The 17518-nt window shown below is 66.4% G+C and carries 11 protein-coding genes; 5 read left to right on the forward strand and 6 right to left on the reverse strand.

Translation table 11 applies throughout. The features are described from left to right. Nucleotides 1-120: 120 nt before the first annotated feature. From RBT42_RS05245 to RBT42_RS05265, 5 genes are all read right to left on the reverse strand, one after another. Complete coding sequence (locus tag RBT42_RS05245) at nt 121-5763, reverse strand: YDG domain-containing protein (RefSeq protein WP_320362819.1); 5643 nt, start codon at nt 5761-5763, stop codon at nt 121-123. A 21-nt stretch (nt 5764-5784) separates the two neighbouring features. Beyond that, nucleotides 5785-7560: a ShlB/FhaC/HecB family hemolysin secretion/activation protein gene (locus RBT42_RS05250; protein WP_320362820.1), complete on the reverse strand. Its 1776-nt coding sequence runs from the start codon at nt 7558-7560 to the stop codon at nt 5785-5787. A 137-nt stretch (nt 7561-7697) separates the two neighbouring features. After that, nucleotides 7698-8399 carry a response regulator transcription factor gene (locus tag RBT42_RS05255; protein ID WP_320362821.1) on the reverse strand — a complete coding sequence of 234 codons (702 nt, stop codon included), beginning with the start codon at nt 8397-8399 and terminating at the stop codon, nt 7698-7700. Then, a complete protein-coding gene (locus tag RBT42_RS05260) occupies nt 8372-10210 on the reverse strand; it encodes a 7TM-DISM domain-containing protein (protein WP_320362822.1) in 1839 nt (612 codons plus the stop codon). Before RBT42_RS05260 ends, RBT42_RS05255 begins: the two co-directional genes overlap by 28 nt. Nucleotides 10211-10269: 59 nt before the next feature. Beyond that, nucleotides 10270-11544, reverse strand: coding sequence for a DEAD/DEAH box helicase (locus tag RBT42_RS05265; RefSeq protein ID WP_320362823.1), 1275 nt, complete (start codon nt 11542-11544; stop codon nt 10270-10272). Between the two features lie 80 nt (nt 11545-11624). On the opposite strand from RBT42_RS05265, the gene RBT42_RS05270 reads away from it, so the two are divergent. Beyond that, nucleotides 11625-11966 (forward strand): zinc ribbon domain-containing protein YjdM, encoded by a 342-nt coding sequence (locus tag RBT42_RS05270; protein WP_320362824.1) that lies wholly within the window; start codon nt 11625-11627, stop codon nt 11964-11966. Between the two features lie 83 nt (nt 11967-12049). Next, complete coding sequence (locus RBT42_RS05275) at nt 12050-13066, forward strand: sensor domain-containing diguanylate cyclase (RefSeq protein ID WP_320362825.1); 1017 nt, start codon at nt 12050-12052, stop codon at nt 13064-13066. Between the two features lie 44 nt (nt 13067-13110). Here the strand turns inward: RBT42_RS05275 and RBT42_RS05280 are convergent, their stop codons facing one another. Continuing rightward, the gene (locus tag RBT42_RS05280) at nt 13111-13608 is read right to left on the reverse strand and encodes a MerR family DNA-binding transcriptional regulator (RefSeq protein ID WP_320362826.1); all 498 of its coding nucleotides are present in this window, start codon (nt 13606-13608) and stop codon (nt 13111-13113) included. A 216-nt stretch (nt 13609-13824) separates the two neighbouring features. Here RBT42_RS05280 and RBT42_RS05285 point away from each other — a divergent pair, with 216 nt between their 5' ends. From RBT42_RS05285 to RBT42_RS05295, 3 genes are all read left to right on the forward strand, one after another. Beyond that, the gene (locus RBT42_RS05285; RefSeq protein ID WP_320362827.1) at nt 13825-15438 is read left to right on the forward strand and encodes an acyl-CoA carboxylase subunit beta; all 1614 of its coding nucleotides are present in this window, start codon (nt 13825-13827) and stop codon (nt 15436-15438) included. A gap of 67 nt (nt 15439-15505) precedes the next feature. Further along, the gene (locus RBT42_RS05290) at nt 15506-16660 is read left to right on the forward strand and encodes an acyl-CoA dehydrogenase family protein (RefSeq protein WP_320362828.1); all 1155 of its coding nucleotides are present in this window, start codon (nt 15506-15508) and stop codon (nt 16658-16660) included. A gap of 10 nt (nt 16661-16670) precedes the next feature. Next, on the forward strand, nt 16671-17510 hold the full coding sequence (locus tag RBT42_RS05295) for an enoyl-CoA hydratase/isomerase family protein (protein ID WP_320362829.1): 840 nt from the start codon (nt 16671-16673) through the stop codon (nt 17508-17510). The last annotated feature ends 8 nt before the right edge of the window (nt 17511-17518 follow it).

Genomic DNA, 17518 nt, shown 5'->3' on the forward strand with positions numbered 1-17518 from the left:
GCCCACCACACCCCCTGCACGCCTCACAACGCCGGGGCCCCGCTCACCACACGAATGTGAGGTGCCTGGGCCGTGCTGGTCCTTGAAGACACACGCCCGCATCCAGCTGACAACTGGGGCTCAGATTTGCGCCTTCTTCTCCTCAACCGAGGCCGAAGCATCGGGCGTCAGGACCACCGCCCTCACCTGACGCAAGGAAACGCCCAGGTCCAACTTGGCCAGCGCCAAGCCGTAAGCGGACACGGTTTCCGCAGAGATGCCGACGACATCGAGAGGCAGGGCAATGACCAGCGTGCCGTCGGCCAGCAATGACACGCGGATCACCGCACTCTGACCGTTACCCAGCGGCATGCTCGATTGTGTCGCACGCGTCACCGACTGCGTCATACCGGGCCGTGGCGAGGATGCCGCGCCTGTCGATGCCAGCGCCACCCGATCCCCCGCGTCGGTCACCACATACTGACCCAGCGTCTGCAAGGCATTGCCGCGGTCGGCGTCCGCTCGGTAGAGCGGCACCACGGTCGTGACCGCTGGCTGACTGCCTTGGCCCACCAGGAGCAAGCTGGCCGTGCCTTGATGGCTCAGCAAGGAGCCCATTTCCAGCACCGCCGCGGCGTCGATGCCCCCCACGTTCGCAGAGGCCGCGCCGCCGCCAGCGAACGCGGCATCCGAGACGCTGATGCTGACCGGCACAGAAGAACTCAAGGCGGACGAGAGATCCCCGACGGCACCGCCGGTGTTGCCACCGACATCCTGTGCGCCAGACGAGGTGCCATTGCCACCGCCGTCGGTGATCAGCAGTGCCGTAACGCCCGGCGCACTGGGCGCCGGATTGATGTCGGCGCGGCCCTCGGTGGTGGCCGCGGCCAACTGGTAATTGCCAGCGTCCACACCATCGAGCGCGAGGCTGCTCACCTGCACCAGCTTGTCCTTGCCGACACTCAGATCGGTGAACAGACCACTGCCTGTGGCCGACACCGCATCGCCACCGACAATGCCACCCAAGGCGATGCCGGCCACCTGGGCGGACAAGGTACCGTCGAAGGTCTTGTCGAGCACGGTCGCCCCGTCCACCGTCAAGATCTTGGGGGTGATGTTGGCCGCGCCACTCGTCGTCGTGCTCGACACCGTGTAATTGCCCGCATCGCTGCCCGTCAGGCTCACGCCACTGACCGTCACGGTCTTGCCCGTGCCCACGTTCCTGGTATCGAACGCGCCGGTGGCACTGGTGCCCACATCGTCACCGCTGACCACGCCGGTCAGAGCCACCGTACTCACGGTCGCCACCGTGCCGCCGTCGTACACCTTGTCCAGCACCGTGGCCGTGCCCACGGTCAAGGCCTTGGGCGTGATGTCAGCACTGAGGGTGCCCGAAGTTGCCGCCAACTGGTAGTTGCTGGCATCGGCACCTGACAGGCTCAAACCACTGAGCGCGACGTTTTTGGCCGTCCCCACGTTCTTGGTGTCGAACAACCCGGTCCCCGCCAATGACACCACGTCACCCGAAAGAACAGCGCCCCCCAGGCCCAGGCTGGCGGTGGTGTTGCCGTCGTACACCTTGCTGGCCGCAGTCAGATCGCTCACCGCAATGCTGCGCTGCGTGATGGTGCCAATCGCGCCACTGATGCTGGTGCTGGCCAGCTGATAGCCATACACCGCGACCACGCCCTGGGTGGCGCCCGCCAAAGCCAGGCCATCGGCCATGACGGTCTTGCCTGTCCCGACGTTCTTGTTGTTGTAGCTGGCGGTCATGCCCGACAGGTTCAGCCCCACGGTGTCACCGTCAATGGCCCCGCTCAGCGTGAAGTTCCCCGCCGTCAGGCTGGCCGCGGTGCTGGCATCGTAGGTCTTGCTGGCGACGCCCGTCAGGCCCGCCGCCACGCTGGGTGCCACGCTGTACAGGAAGCCGTTGCCGCTGCCCAGCACAGTGCTGGCCGTGGTGGCGTTGTACTGCTTGAAGTCCGGACTCAGCCCACCGCGCGAATCCGCCAAGGGTGACGTGGAGTACACACGCCAATCCCCGGTGGCCACCTGCAAGGCATTGCTGCCTGCGGTGTTGATGAAATTGCGGCTGCTGGCCAACATGATGCCCACTGCGGCGTTGCTGGTGTTGCCCGCCGACACCACCTGATTCAAGGTGAGGTCGCTCGTGGCGCCACTGGTGCGTACATCCACCGTGTCGGAAGCGGTCACGCCAACAAGGCCATCGACACTCCCCACGGTCAAGGCGCGACCATTGCGGAACGTCAAGCTGCCGACATCCGCTGCAAGCGTGGCAACCTGGTGCGCGCTGCTGTCGAGATCGGCCACACCGACTGTGCGCACGGCCAATTGGCTCGCGGTCAAGGTGCCGCTGCCACTGATGCCCGAGCCATCGCCGTCGGTCAGCATCAAGGTGCCAGCAGCCGCGCTGACCGCAGCATCCAGGCTCAGCCCACCCTGGGCCGCGGCCACCTTCATCGAGCCTGCCGTGGCGGTCAGGGTATTGCTACCGCTGATGCCAGCGACCGTCTGCCCCTGCAAGGTCACTTGGTTGCCCACCCCCACGCTGACCGCCCCCACCACGGACAGGTCTCGAGCGGTGTTGCCGATGACCAGATTGCTGACGTTGTTGAAACGCGCCAAGGACGCCTGCTGAATGGCGCCGCCTGTGCCACCCACGGTCAAGGTACCTGCGCCAGATCGGTCCATCGTCACCGTGGCCTGCGCCTGGTTGCTCACCGTGGCAGCGCTGGCGTTGAGCGTCTCGGCCCGCAGATTCAGCGTGGTGGCGGTGTTGTTGAAATTGATCGGCGCGTTCAACAAGAGCGTGTTGCTCGCCGTCAGGGTTGCGGCGCCCGTGGCACCCGCCTGACGCACCAGACCGCTCAGGCCGTCCACGGTGCCCAGCCCCCAGTCCGCGCTGCTGCTGGTGATGCTGCTGTCCGCGCTTCCCCCCAGGCTGGCGGCCAGGGTGGTGAAGTTGAACGCACTGTCACTGACGGTGGCACCACCGCCCGCCGTCACGGCCAGATTGCTGGCGGACACGCCACCGTTGACGCCTTCCACGCGGTTGCCGCTGAGCAGGTGCACGGAAGTGGCCGTGGTGCTGATATCGCTGTCGAATACCAGATTGCCACCGTCGGCGCGCCCCACCGCCAGGATCGCGGCGTTGATCTTCCCCACGGAGCTGTTGCTCAGACCACTGCCCAGGTGCAGCTCGTTGGCCGCCGTTTGCTGACGCAAGGTCACCTTGCCGGCGCCACCGTTGGCGGTCACGATCTGAGCGATGTTGATGTTGTCACTCGTGATCGTCACATTGCCATGGGTGTTGGTCAATGCGGCACCGATGTCGACGGTACGGTTGACCAACTCCAGCGTGCCATTGGCGTCGAACGAAAACCCTCCGGCCGGAACGCTGATGGTGCCCGTGCCGTCTTCGCGCCCGATGGTCAGGTTGCGGATGCCAGGTAGCGCAGCCAAGGTCGATGCCGAGGCAAAGCCACTGGCATCGCCCAGCACCATGTTGACACTGGCGTCGGCCGGCTCCAGGCGCATGGAGGCCGTGCTCAGGTTATTCAAGGTGGCGCCCGTGAAATCAATGGCCGAGCCGCGCAACGTCAACACCCCTGTCCCGGTGTTCAGGTCGACGGTTGACGCTAGGCGGATCACGCCATCGGTGAGGATGCTGGCGCCCGCGTTCATCTGGAAGGCCGTGTTGATGTCCACATCGCCGCTGGCTGACAAGGTGCCGCCCAGCACTTTGGTGCCGGACGTGTAGCTACCATCCGCCTTGAAGAAGATGCGACCGGCGCCCAGCGTCATGTTGCTGTTGAGATTGACAGCACTGGTGCCGGTCGACACGTACAGATTGCCGCCATTGGTGGTGATCGGCGAGGACAAGGTCAGCCCACCGCCACTGGCATCGTCAGAGTCACCCCACAAGCGGACGTAGCCGCCATTGGTGGTGATCGACCCTGCGATCGTCAAGCCATCGGCGGCAAACAGGGTGACCGATCCAGCACCCGGCGCGCCACTGCCCACGGAGCTGACATTGTGCGCGGGCAAGGTCCCCGGATTGCTGCCCGCCCCATGGGCAATCAGATTCCCAATATTGGTCAGATAGCCCGTCCCCGTGGAGCCTGCCACCATCATGATGCTGCCTGACCCAAACACCTCAACGGTGTTGGCAGGGTTGGCAAAACTGATACTGCCGTTGTTACTGGTCCCTGCCTCAACGCGCAGACTGACATTGTTGGCCATGCTCAACTTGCCATCGCCGCCATTGAGCGACAGGTCACCAAAGGTGACATTGCCCGTGGCCTGCAGCAGCACGTTGGCGTTCTGTGCCTCCAGGTCTGCCACCGTCACGGTGTCGCCATCGATGTTCCCGGTCGCACTGCCCACCTGGATGGAGATCGTGGCCGGGTCAAGCAGCAGATCCCCGGTCTTGCCATGCTGGGCGAGCGCATTCGTGCGCCCTTGGTACACCAGGTGCTGCTTGCCCGACACTTCGGCCAAGCCCCCGTCGCCCGCCACATCGCCGCCACGGATGTCGATCTGACCGGCAAAGGCTGTGCGGTCATCTGACCAGAAGATCGCGCGGCCGCCGTCACCGCTTTGCTGCGCACGCGCATTCACGCGCACACCTTCGTCCACTCGCAAGGACGTGGCATTCGCAAAGCGTTCATCCTTGCCCTGATAGCCACCCCCCACATGGATGCGGCCACCGCCGTCACGGCCGGAGACGTCCAGCGAAGTCGCCCCCTGCAGCCGGATGTGCTGCCCGGTGATGCTGATCTCGCCGCCAGGGCCTTGCGCCGCCGAGGCGTCCAGCGTGCCACTGGCCACCACGCTACCGGCTTCATTCCCCCCATCGAGCACGATGCGCCCGCCCTGGGCGCTCAGGCCGCGCGCCTCAATGACGCCGCTGGTGTTGATGACCTCGCTCATCAGCGCATTCGCGCCACGGGCGGTCAAGGTGACCACCCCGCCATCGGCCTGGATGTGCCCCTGGTGCTGAACCAAGGCGCCCACGGCGGCACGGTCCACACGCACGCCCAGCAGATCATCGCTGCCCAGGCTCAAGGTGACGGCCTCGCCCGCCGCCAAGGCCACATGACCCTGTGGCGCCTGCAAGGTGCCGGTATTGCGCACTTGGGGCGCCAACAAGGCGATATAGCCCCCCTGTGACGTGATGCGCCCCTGGTTCAGCACCGCCCCACCCGAGTTCCCCTGGAGGGCGAAGCGCCCGGACAGGAAGTCCGCGTCGCTCAGCGACAAGGAGGACGCCACCAGTCCCCCCACATCCACGCGCGCGCCCTGGCCGAACACGATGCCAGCAGGGTTGAGCAGCCAGACCTGACCATTGGCGGCCACCTGCCCGAAGATGCTCGACACCGATCCGCCGGTGACACGGTTCAGTGCGATGCTGCCACGCCCTGGCTGCAGAAATTGCACCCGGGCATCCGCCCCCACATTGAAGCTGTCCCAGTTGATGACCAGGCGGTTGCTCTGTTGCTGAATGGTGGTCTGGTTCAGCCCCTGCTGGATCTGCCCTTGCCCGGCCGCGATCTGCCCCTGGCTCGGCAAGGCGTTGACCGGTGGAGCCTGTTGCGCGTGAGCGCCCTGCAGCCCCCCAGCGAACACGATCGCCACGGCCGCCAGGTTCCCGGCACGACTGCGCTTGCCGCGGGCACGGGTGTGCTCACAGACGGCGATGAAGGATTGGGTGACCTCGTTCCAGACGAGGCGATAGACGTGGTTCAGGGAAGCGGTTTTCATGTCCAGGCTCGCAAGGGTGACTCAGTCAAAACGGCGGGTGGCTTGCAGCCAGGCGCGCACATCGCTCTCCCGGCCATCGGCATCGCTGCCATCGGCGGCACGACCCGGGTTGCTGCCGATGCGGGCGGCCACGGCGCTTTGCACGGCCCATTTGTCCTTGGCCAGGTTCAAACCCACGCCCCAGCCCTTGAGGGTGTAGCTGTTGCGTTCGGTGGCCGTCGGCACCGAGCCTGCCCAGGGTTGGGCATTGAGCGCCACACGACCCGCATCGATGAACAGCAACAGTTGCGCCTGGTCCACCCAGGGCATCGCCACCTTGCGGCGCAGTTCCAGTGTGGCCAGCAGGCCCCGATCCCCCGCGGCTTCACCGATGGGGTAGGCCCGCACACCATTCGGGCCGCCGAGGATGAACTTCTCGGCGGAGTCCAGGTTGTCACCACTCCACTGCCCCGACAGGCCCAGGAAAGCAATCCAGTCTTCGCTGATGCCCAGGTTCTGGAAGCGGTTGAGGTTGAAGGCCAGCTTGGTGAAACCGCCCTGCGTGCCGGCGCTCTTGGCATCGGCCAGTTTGTTCGCCATGTTGCCGTTGAGGCTGACGTCCCCCGCCGTCGCGTTGAGGCTGGCCGTGGTCACACCGCCGCCGAGCACCGCATCGGTGGCATTACCCGACACCCCCAAGGTGAGGTTGTTCAAGCGTCGCTCGCGGAGGTTGGTGCCCAAGGCATCGTCTGTCAGCCCCTTGTACTCCAGCAGCGCCTGGGCATACAGATTGCGGTCACGCGTGCGGACGATGGGGTAGCTCAAACCCAACGCGGCCGTGGTGGCGCTGCCCTCCAGCTCCAGTGGGGCCAAGGCGCCACCCACTTCGTAAATCAGGTGGGTGGCCGACACGCTGGCCTGCAGACCATTGGGGTGCAGGGGCGTGCTGTAACTCGCCGCCAAAGCCTGGGTGTTCTCGCTGAGCGTCACGGAAAACAGGAGTGCGTCGCCGCGCCCCGTCGGGTCCAGCAGACGCAACTGGCTGGTCAGGCGGGGCACCCCCGTGCTGCGGCTGCCGAAGTTGTCCCCGATCAGCGTCACCTGCTGCAATGGTGCCTGAGTCGCCGACACCGCGAGACGGCTAGTGCCTGGCTCTTCACCCCGTTCGATCATGGCACGGGCACTCACCCCGGGAACATCGTTCATCAACAGGACCGCACGTTCCAGGTCTTTCTGACGCAGGGCCTCGCCGCGGGGCAGCGCCGTCTCCGCCACCGCCTTCAGCCGGGACGGATCGATGCGGGTGTCGGCCTGCAGGACGATGCGCTCGCCGCTGGACTGAAGGCGACCGTCCAGCACCTCGATGGTCAGCACGCCATCGGTAAGGTCCTGGCGCGGCAGGTACGCTCTGGCCACCACATAGCCACGCTCGCGCAGGTACTGGGTGACACGCTCCGCGAGTTGCTGCAACTGGGCATGCGTCAGTTCGCGTCCGAGCGCCGACTGCACCGCAGACTGCAGGTCCGCTTCCGGCACCAGGGTGACCGCGCCCGAAAATCGCACCTGCTGGATGCGGGCACGCAACTCCTGCGACGAGGCCCCGTTCGACGGTGCGGCATCGGCCGGGGCCGTGACCGCCGGGGCTCGTTCCTTGGGCGGCGTGAGCGGCGAGGAGCCGGCACGCTGCTGCTGGTTGAGCAACTGCCCGGCGTCGGGCGTGACAGCATCAGCGTGAACGAGGGGAGTGACGGAAGCCAGCACCAGGCAGGCGAAAGGCAGGCGCCGCGTCAAGAGGCGACTCGGAAAGCGGCAAGACATCGGGGTACGGGTCCATCACAGTCAGGGATGGTCGCAATATAGACAGCGCCTATCGCGCAAATCTCGCAAAGTCTCGCAAGACCGAGTGCGCCACTTCGGGTGCCGCCACAACTGTGCGTTTCACCTCACATCGCCATTCACGCCGACTCGATGGCCACCTTCAACAGCAACTGATAGCCCCGCCCCCAGAGCACCTTGATGCACGGCTCCCCCTGCGTCAAAGGGCTCAGCTTGACACGCAGGCGGCTGATCGAAGACTCCAGGCCACGCTTGCTGCGGATGTCCAGACTCTCGATGTCCGCCGAGTCCAGCACGCGGTCGGGCGCCATGGCCATGGCGCGTAACAGCCCGACCTCCCCTCCGGTCAGGGCAAGACATTGTCCCGAGGGGCTGAGCAGCTGATTGCGCTGCGGCTGCAGACGCCAGACATCTTGCTGACTGCGACGCAAGCGCCGCGCGAGACTCTGGATGGCCGCCGCGAGCTCATCGGGCAAGGCAGGCTTGGCCAGGAAGATGTCCACGCCATCGGCATAAGCCTCGACCCGTTGCTCGCCCCGGATGCGGCCCGACAAGGCAATGATGCCGATGTCCGGTCGGGCGGTACGCAGGCGTCGGGCCACGGACAGCCCATCCTCGAAGGGCAGATTGAGATCGAGCACGATGAGCTCAATCGGTGTCTGCAGGATCAGCCGGTCGATCTCCAGAGGTGAGTCCAGGCCGATCACCTGATGCCCCAGGCTTTGCAGATGGTCCACGAGCTCTTCCAGCAAAGGCGCGTGATCCTCCACCACCAGCACATGCAGGCTGTGTGTCAGGGAGAGGCTGTCAGAGGCAGGCACAGACTGAACTCCACATGGTCCTTGACGGTTCTGACTTCGAGCGAACCGCCCAAATGCTGTGCCAGATTGTGCCCCAGCCACAGGCCCAGCCCGGCGCCGGGCAAGCCCTTGGCTTCCTCCGCGCGGTGGTACTTGCGGAAGACCCGATCCGGATCCGGCGCACCGGTCGGCCCCACCTGATTCCGCACGGTCAGGCGCCACGAACGGGCATCGGACTGCACCGCGACGCTGACCGGGCTCTCAGGCGGCGAGTACTTGCAGGCGTTGTCCAGCAGGTTGCCCACAATCACGCGCAACAGGTCGGGATCGGTCCGCACCTGCAGCATCGTGTCACCGTGGCGGTGCAAGCGATCGGGCTCTGCCATGGCATCGTGCACGGACTCGAGCAGGGCGCCGATGGCGAAGCCCTGCTCACTGATCGGCAGGCTGCTGTCACCCAGCCGGTTGGCCTCCATGACCCGCTCCAGCACCTGGTTCATGGCCTCGACCGAGGCTTCAATGCGAGCGATGCGTTGCAGCACTTTGCCGTCGTCAGACCCTGCCGTACCTCGACGCAAGGCATTGCTGGCCAGGCGGATGGTCATCAGCGGCGTCTTGAGTTCATGGCCCAACATGTCCAGAAACTGCTGCTGGTCCGCACGCTGTTGTTGCTCCAGGGTCAATCGCTGGGTCAGCAGCGACAGCCTGAGCCGGTCCTCGCGTGATGCGGCGCGCGCGCGCCGCGAGTGCGTCACCAAAACCGCCAACATCAACATGGCACTGCTCAGGCCGAAGTACAGGGACGTCTGCAGGTTGGCGTCATCGGCACCGCGCCACCCCAGCACAGGCAGCATGGCATAGGCCGTCAAGAGGGCGTAGGCGCCACAGGCCACCCACCACGCCCGCCGCGTGAGCAAACCATCGCGACGCGAAGTGCTCACCATCCAGATCAGCAAGGGCAACGCCAGCAGCAAGGCGGCCAGGGCATTGCTGTATACGGCCCAACGGGTTTCCCCCAACCACATCAGCGCCAACTGAACCGGGAACCAGAGCATCACCAGGGTCACGGCATGCCGTGACGCGGCGGACGGTTGGTTGCCCATCAAGGCCGCGCGATAAAACCCGAGGGAGAGCATGGTCGACAGGCACACGCTGACACTGGTGAACTCGTTGCCCGCCACGGACCATGCATCGGGCAGCAAGGCTGCCATATAGCCTTGCAAGGACAGCGCGAACACCACCGCGTTGAACTGGGCCGCAATGAACCACAGGTTGACCACGTGACGGCTCAAGGTGTAATCAAGCCATGTCCACAAGCCCATGCACAGCATGATGCTGAGGTGAAACATCATCACCCGATCCAGACGCGCGTCCTGGAATTGGGCCGCCCGAGAATCGAGGGCCTGCACATGGAGCATCAACGTGCTGCTGGTGCGGACCCGCATGTACAGCACGTGATCCCCGGACTGCGGGGCCTCCCACACCACCGCCAGCGCTGCAGAAGCCCGATCGCGCGTGGCGAACGGCAGGGTGTCGCCGGTGTCGCGCGTTTGCCAGCGCCCGGGATGCTGGGGATCGGGCAGGTATACCCGAATGTGATCGAGGTAACTGGGGCGGGTGCGCAGCACCAGCGTCTCACCAGGGTGCGTCACACGCACTTTCAAGCGCATCCAGAGGGTATCGGGACGGTATCCCAGCGACAAGATGGCCGGTGCGGCTTGCCAGCGGCCGGACGCCGCCTCCTCCACGGTCAGCTGACCGCTCGGATCCAATTGCCACATGCGCTCGACGATGCGATCCTGGGCCACCGCCAGACCAGGCCAGAACGTCACCAGCCAGACTGCGCACCACCAAGCCGCCCACCTCCGTTTGACACAGAGGTCAACCAAGCTCAACGACACGCCGCCTCGCGCAGCTTGTCCTTCTTGCTCTTGCGCTTGCCCTTGATGCCGCCGTTCGGGTCCAGCCCTTTCGTACCCTGATGGCCGTCCGCGACGCTGCCATCAGCAGACGCCGGGGCCGAGGGCTCGAAGCCCGCCAGGCGCTCACGCGGCACGCGCTGGCCTTGGCGCTTTTCAATCAGGCGGAAATGCGACTCCGCCTCGGGCGTGATGAAGCTGATGGCCAGACCGCTGGCACCCGCCCGGCCGGTTCGGCCGATGCGATGGATGTAGTCGTCGGGCGAGCGGGGCAGGTCGAAGTTGACCACCACCGGCAGGCCAGCAATGTCGATGCCGCGCGCGGCCACGTCGGTGGCCACGACCACCTGCAGCTCGCTGGCCTTGAAGGCGTCGAGCACGGCGCGGCGTGCGCCCTGACTCAGGTCACCATGGAAGGCCGCGGCATGGATGCCCGCGCGGTGCAGCTTGTGCGCAACCAACTCGGTGGCGTACTTGGTGGCAGCGAACACCAGCACGCGCGAGGTGGCGCCCCAGTCACTGGTCTGGATCAGGTGCTTGAGCAGTTGGGCGCGCTGGGGGGCATCGACCTCGATGGCGCGCTGGGTGATGTCCGGACGGGTCTCGGGTTCAGCCGGCACCTCGATGCGCAGCGGGTCGTGCAGCAAAGCCGAGGCCAGGGCCTGCACCTCGTCGGCAAAGGTGGCCGAGAAGAACAGGCTCTGGCGCCGCGGCGGCAGCTGGTTCAGGATCTCGGCCAGTTCATCGGCAAAGCCCAGGTCGAGCAGGCGGTCGGCCTCGTCGAGCACCAGGGCCGCCACGTCGCCCAGATGCAGCGCGTTGTGCTGGACCAGGTCGAGCAAGCGCCCCGGTGTGGCCACGACGATGTCGGCGCCGCCGCGCAGGGCCATCATCTGCGGGTTGATCGAGACGCCGCCAAACGCGGTGACCACCTTGACGGGCGCGCCCAGGCCGTGGGCCAGCTCGCGGGTCACCTCACCGACCTGATCGGCCAACTCGCGCGTGGGCACCAGGATCAGCACCAGCAGGCGGCGCGGCGTGCTGCGACGCGCGCCCAGCACCTGCTGCAGCAGCGGCAGCACAAAGGCCGCGGTCTTGCCCGAGCCGGTCTGCGCCAAGCCGAGTACATCCCGCCCCTGGAGGATGGCCGGGATGGCGGCCGTCTGGATGGGTGTGGGGTGCACGAAGCCCTGATCGGCGGCAACGCGCACCAGGGGAGAGGTCAAACCAAGGGAAGCAAAGGGCATGGCGGCAGTGTAAAGGCGAGCGCCTCGGCATGCCCCTGCGACAATCGGGGTTTTGCACCGCTTTGCGAGAGGAATTCACCATGTCCACCATCCCCGCCTGCCCCCTTTGCGCCATGGAGAACACCTACCAGGACGGTGACAACTACGTCTGCCCCGACTGCGCCCACGAATGGCCGATGGCCGCCCAGGCTGAGGAAGGCGAAGCCGACGCGGTCATCACCGACGCCCACGGCACCCCGCTGGCCGATGGCGACAGCGTCATCCTGATCAAGGACCTCAAGGTCAAGGGCTCCTCGCTGGTGCTCAAGAAGGGCACCAAGGTCAAGAGCATCCGCCTGGTGGGCGGTGACCACGATGTGGACTGCAAGATCGACGGCATCGGCAGCATGTCGCTGAAGTCGGAGTTCCTGAAAAAGGCCTGAGGCCACCCGAATTCAGGGCTTGGGTTGCGCTGCCAAACGCCGATAAGCTGAGGGAACCCCGCTGACGCCGCCCCGGAGGCCCCATGCCGAGCTACCCCATCCCTGACAACGAAGCACAACGCCTGCAGGCCGTGGCCGCGCTGGCGCACTCAGCCGGCACGCCCGACCCGACGCTGGACGCGCTGGTGCGCGTGGCGGCCCAGGCCTTCGGGGTGCCCGCCGCCGTGATCAGCCTGATGCAGGCCGATCACCAGGTCTTCGTGGCCCGCGTGGGGGTGGATGTGTCGGAGCTGGCGCGCCATGAATCGCTGTGCAACCCGCTGCTGGCGGCCCCGCAGGCCCCCTGGGTCATCGAAGACCTGAGCGCCGACCCGCGTTACGCCACGCACCCGCTGGTGCAAGGCGAAGCCGGTCTGCGCCTGTATGCCGGTGCAGCCCTGTGCGACGAACAGGGCCTGGCCCTGGGCACCCTGGTTTTGCTCGACACCCAGGCCTGGCCCAGCTGGACGGATGCGCAGCGCCAGAGCCTGCAGGACCTGGCCCTGATCGCTTCACGCACCTTGCAAAGCGGGCGGCGCCTGCGCGAGCTGGCGCAGCTGGCCGAAGTGGACACGCTCACCGGCCTGCGCCCCGCCGCGCACTTTCAGGCGATCCTGGAGGTAGAGCTGGCCCACGCGATGCGCACCGGCGAGCCCTTCACCTTGCTGGAACTGGAGCTCGACGGGCTGGGTGTCATCCGCGAGGGCTTCGGCGTGGACGCGGCCGACACCGCCTTGCGCGAGACGGCGCAGCGACTGGTTCAGCAGGTGCGCCTGGGCGATGTGCTGGCGCGCCTGGGGCCAGAGCGCTTCGGGGTGCTGATGCGCCACGGCGGGCACGAGGCCGCTGAAGGGCTGGCGCGGCGCATCACCCACGCGGTGGCCGCCCCGCTGCTGCTGCCCAGTGGCGACGAGGTGGGCGTGGACATTTCCGTGGGCATGGCCGCTTACTCGGATGCCACCGAGTCCCTGCGCCAACTGCAGGCCGAAGCCGCCTCGGCCCTGGGCGAAGCCCGGGCGCGCAACGCCCGTCGCTGGCAGATGTTCGCCGTGACGCACTGAGCGCATCGGCGTGTGCAGCCGTGCCGGCGCCGCCGGCCGTCCTATCAGGGCGTGCCGTCCTCGTGCTTCTTCTCGGCCAGGGTCTGGCGGCTGCGGGCATTGATGACCCGCAATTCGGCCAAGGCCGCATCGATCTGCGCGCGCTTGGCTTCCAGCTCGGCAATGGCGGCATCGGTCTTTTCGATCACGTAGCTCAGCTGCTGGATGCGGCCTTCGCCGCGCTGCCCGTACATGTCGAGGTAATGCTTGATCTCGGCCAGCGGTGTGCCCAGCGACTTGGCCCGCAGGATGCGGGTCAGGCGCGCCCGGTCGACCTTGTTGTAGACCCGCGTGCCATTGATGCGCCGGGGCGCCAACAGGCCCTTGGTCTCGTAAAAGCGCAGCGCCCGGGGCGAGACCTTGTAGAGCTCGCACACCTCGGCAATGCCCATCAGGGCATCGGCACTGCTGTCGTCCTCATCGTCAAACGCCCACGACGGCGGCAGGCCTGCTTCGCGCTGCGCGAGCTCGGACGTCGATGCATTTTCAGCTTTGGCTTTCACAGGACCCACCACGACAAGAACACCCCACTTCATTTTTCCGGACGCCATGGTAACGGGCCGGGACGCACACCCTCATCCTGAACGGATGGCCAGGGCCTTGCAAGGGTAGCGACGCCCCTGCGGCCCATGGCTAGGTAGTTTACCTAGTTAGCATTTGATTGACGTTAACGTCAAGCAACTCTACAGTGGACCTGTCTTCTCCTGACTGGTCTCAAGATGCCCGCCCTGCGATCTGCCCTCAACACCAAGTCCCCCTCTTACCAGGCCAACGTCAACCGCATGACGGAGCGCCTGGATCAGGTCCGCGCCCTGGAAGCCCAGGTGCGTGACGGCTCGGCCGACAAGCGCGCCAAGTTCGACAAGCGCGGGCAGTTGCTGCCGCGTGAACGCGTGGCCCGCCTGCTCGACCGCGGCTCGCCCTTCCTCGAATTCAGCACCCTGGCCGGCCTGGGCATGCACGACGACGACGGCAAGAAGTCCGTCCTCGGCGGCGGCACCATCATCGGCGTGGGCATCGTGGCGGGCAAGCGCTGCCTGATCACCGCCAGCGATTCGGCCCTCAAAGGCGGCACCGTCTCGCCGATGGGCCTCAAGAAGGGCCTGCGCGCGCAGGAAATCGCCCGCGAAAACAAGCTGCCCCTGATCTGCCTGGTCGAGAGCGGCGGCGCCAACCTGATGTACCAGGCCGAGATCTTCGTGGAAGGCGGGCGCAGCTTCGCCAACCAGGCCCGCATGTCGGCCATGGGCATCCCGCAGATCGCGGTCGTGCACGGCTCGTCCACCGCCGGTGGCGCCTACCTGCCCGGCCTGTCCGACTATGTCGTGCTGGTCAAAGGTCGCTCCAGCATCTACCTGGCCGGCCCGCCGCTGGTCAAGGCCGCCATCGGGGAAGACGCCACCGACGAGGAACTGGGCGGCGCCGAAATGCACGCCAGCGTGACCGGCCTGGGTGAGTACCTGACCGACAACGACGCCCACGCCATCGCGCTGACCCGCGACCTGGTCGACAAATTGAAATGGGATGCCGCCACCGCGCCGCGCGCCGACGTGGTCGCCCCGCTGTACGACGAGCAGGAGCTGCTCGGCTGCATCCCGGCCGACGACCGCGAGCCCTTCGACACCCGCGAGGTCATCGCCCGCATCGTCGATGGCTCCGACTTCCTCGAATTCAAGGCCGAGTACGGGCACGAAACCCTGTGCGGCCACGCCCGCATCAACGGCCACCTGGTCGGCATCCTGGGCAACAACGGCCCGATCCAGCCCAGCGGCTCGACCAAGGCGGCGCAGTTCATCCAGTTGTGCGACCAGTCGGGCACCCCGCTGCTGTTCCTGCAGAACACCACCGGCTACATGGTCGGCAAGACGGCCGAGCACACCGGCGCCATCAAGCATGGCTCCAAGATGATCCAGGCCGTGGCCAATGCCCGCGTGCCGAAGTTCACCGTGGTGCTCAACGGCTCGTTTGGCGCCGGCAACTACGGCATGTGCGGCCGTGGCTTTGATCCGCGCTTCATCTTCAGCTGGCCTTCGGCGCGCACCGCCGTGATGGGCGGCGCCCAGGCGGCCAAGGTGATGGAGCTGGTCACGCGCGGCAAGATGGAACGCGCCGGCATGCCCGTCAACGACGCGATGCTCGAAGGCATGTCCGGCGAGATCCGCAAGCGCCTGGACGCCGAAGCCAGCGTGCTGTTCGGCACCGCCCGCCTGTGGGACGACGGCGTGATCGACCCACGCGACACCCGCCGCGTGCTGTCCATGTGCCTGGACATGGCCGCCGAAGCCGAGCAGCGCCAGCTGCGCCCCAACACCTTCGGCGTGGCCCGTTTGTAAGCCCCGCTGTTCAGCCTCGCCCTCCCCTCTGCACCGTCTGCCCCACCTGCCGTTCCAAGGACCGCTCATGCAATTCACCGCCGAACACCTCGCCCTCAGCGACACCGTCAAGCGCTTCGTCGAAAACGAGATCAACCCCTATTCCGACGAATGGGAAAAGGCCGGGCACTTCCCCGCCCACGACGTCTTCAAGAAGCTGGGCAACCTGGGCCTGCTGGGCATCAAGTACGACACCGCCTACGGTGGCATGGGCCTGGACTTCTCGTACTCGATGGTGGCCTCGGAAGCGCTGGGCGTGGCCAACTGCGGCGGCGTGCCACTGGCCATCGGCGTGCAGACGGACATGTGCACCCCGGCCCTGCACCGTTTCGGCTCCGATGAACTCAAGCGCGAGTACCTGGCCCCGGCGATCGCCGGTGACATGGTCGGCTGCATCGGCGTGAGTGAAGTGGGCGGCGGCTCGGACGTGGCGGCCCTGAAGACCACGGCCAAGTCGGACGGCGACGACTACGTCATCAACGGCTCCAAGATGTGGATCACCAACGGCATGCAGGCCGACTGGTGCTGCTTGCTGGCCAACACATCCGAAGGCAAGGTCCACGAGAACAAGTCCCTGATCATCGTGCCGATGGACGCCAAGGGCATCGAGCGTCAGAAGATCGACAAGCTGGGCATGCGCTCGTCGGACACCGCCCAGCTCTTCTTCGACAACGTGCGGGTGCCCAAGCGCAACCTGATCGGCATCGAAGGCACGGGCTTCATGATGCAGATGCTGCAGTTCCAGGAAGAGCGCCTGTACGGTGCTGCCAACTCGCTGCTGATGATGGACCGCCTGATCGACCTGACCATTGAATACTGCAAGGAGCGCAGCACCTTCGGCACCCCGCTGATCCACAACCAGGTCATCCACTTCCGCCTGGCAGAGCTGCGCACCGAGGTCGAGCTGCTGCGCTCGCTGACCTACCGCGCGGTCGAAGACTATGTGGCTGGCAAGGACGTGACCCGCCTGGCCTCGATGGCCAAGCTCAAGTGCGGCCGCCTGACCCGCGAAGTGACCGACAGCTGCCTGCAGTACTGGGGCGGCATGGGCTTCACCTGGGACAACCCGCTGGCCCGCGCCTACCGCGACGGCCGCCTGGTGTCGATTGGCGGCGGCGCCGACGAAATCATGCTGGGCATCATCGCCAAGCTCGAAGGCACCCTGCCCAAGAAGGCCCGCTGAGGATCACCCCATGAGCCACACCACCCTTCAGGTCCAGATGGACCAAGGCGTCTGCACCCTCACGCTGAACCGGCCCGAGGTGCGCAACGCGATGTCCATGACCATGGTGCAGGAGCTGCTCTCAGCCCTCACCGAGGCCGAGAGCAACCCACAAGCCCGTGTGGTGGTGCTGCGCGGCGCGGGCGGCCACTTCTGCGCCGGTGGCGACATCGGCGACATGGCCCAGGCCCGCATGAAGCTGGCGCAGCAGCAGGCGGCACTCAGCGCCGGACAGGCGGTCAACGAGCGCAACCCGATCGAAGCTGTCAACGCGGCATTCGGCCGGCTGTGTCTGGCGTTCTCGCGCTCCAGTCTGCCCATCGTCACCGTGCTGGAAGGCACCGTGATGGGTGGCGGCTTCGGCCTGGCCTGCGTGTCCGACGTCACCTTGGCGCGCGACAACGTGAGCTTCCGCCTGCCCGAGACCTCGCTGGGCATCGTGCCGGCGCAGATCGCCCCTTTCCTGGTCGAACGCCTGGGCTATGCCGAGGCCAAGCGCCTCTCGGTGACCGGTGCCAAGGTCGATGCGCAAGAGGCCCTGACCATCCGTCTGGTGCACGAGGTGCATGCCGACGAGGCCAGCCTGGCCGACGCCCTGCAACGCACGCTGAGCCGCATCCTGGCCTGCGGCCCCAAGGCCATCACCGAAACCAAGCTGCTGCTGGCCCGTGCCCGCCACACCTCGGCCGAGTACCTGATCGACGACGCGGCGGCGGTGTTCGCCCGCGCCGTGCTCAGCGAAGAAGGCCAGGAAGGCACCAGCGCCTTCATGCAGAAACGCCAACCCAACTGGGTACCCCCTGCGGCCTGAGGTTCGAA

It is taken from the genome of Aquabacterium sp. (genome assembly GCF_034003525.1).
Classification (GTDB): Bacteria; Pseudomonadota; Gammaproteobacteria; order Burkholderiales; family Burkholderiaceae_C; genus Aquabacterium.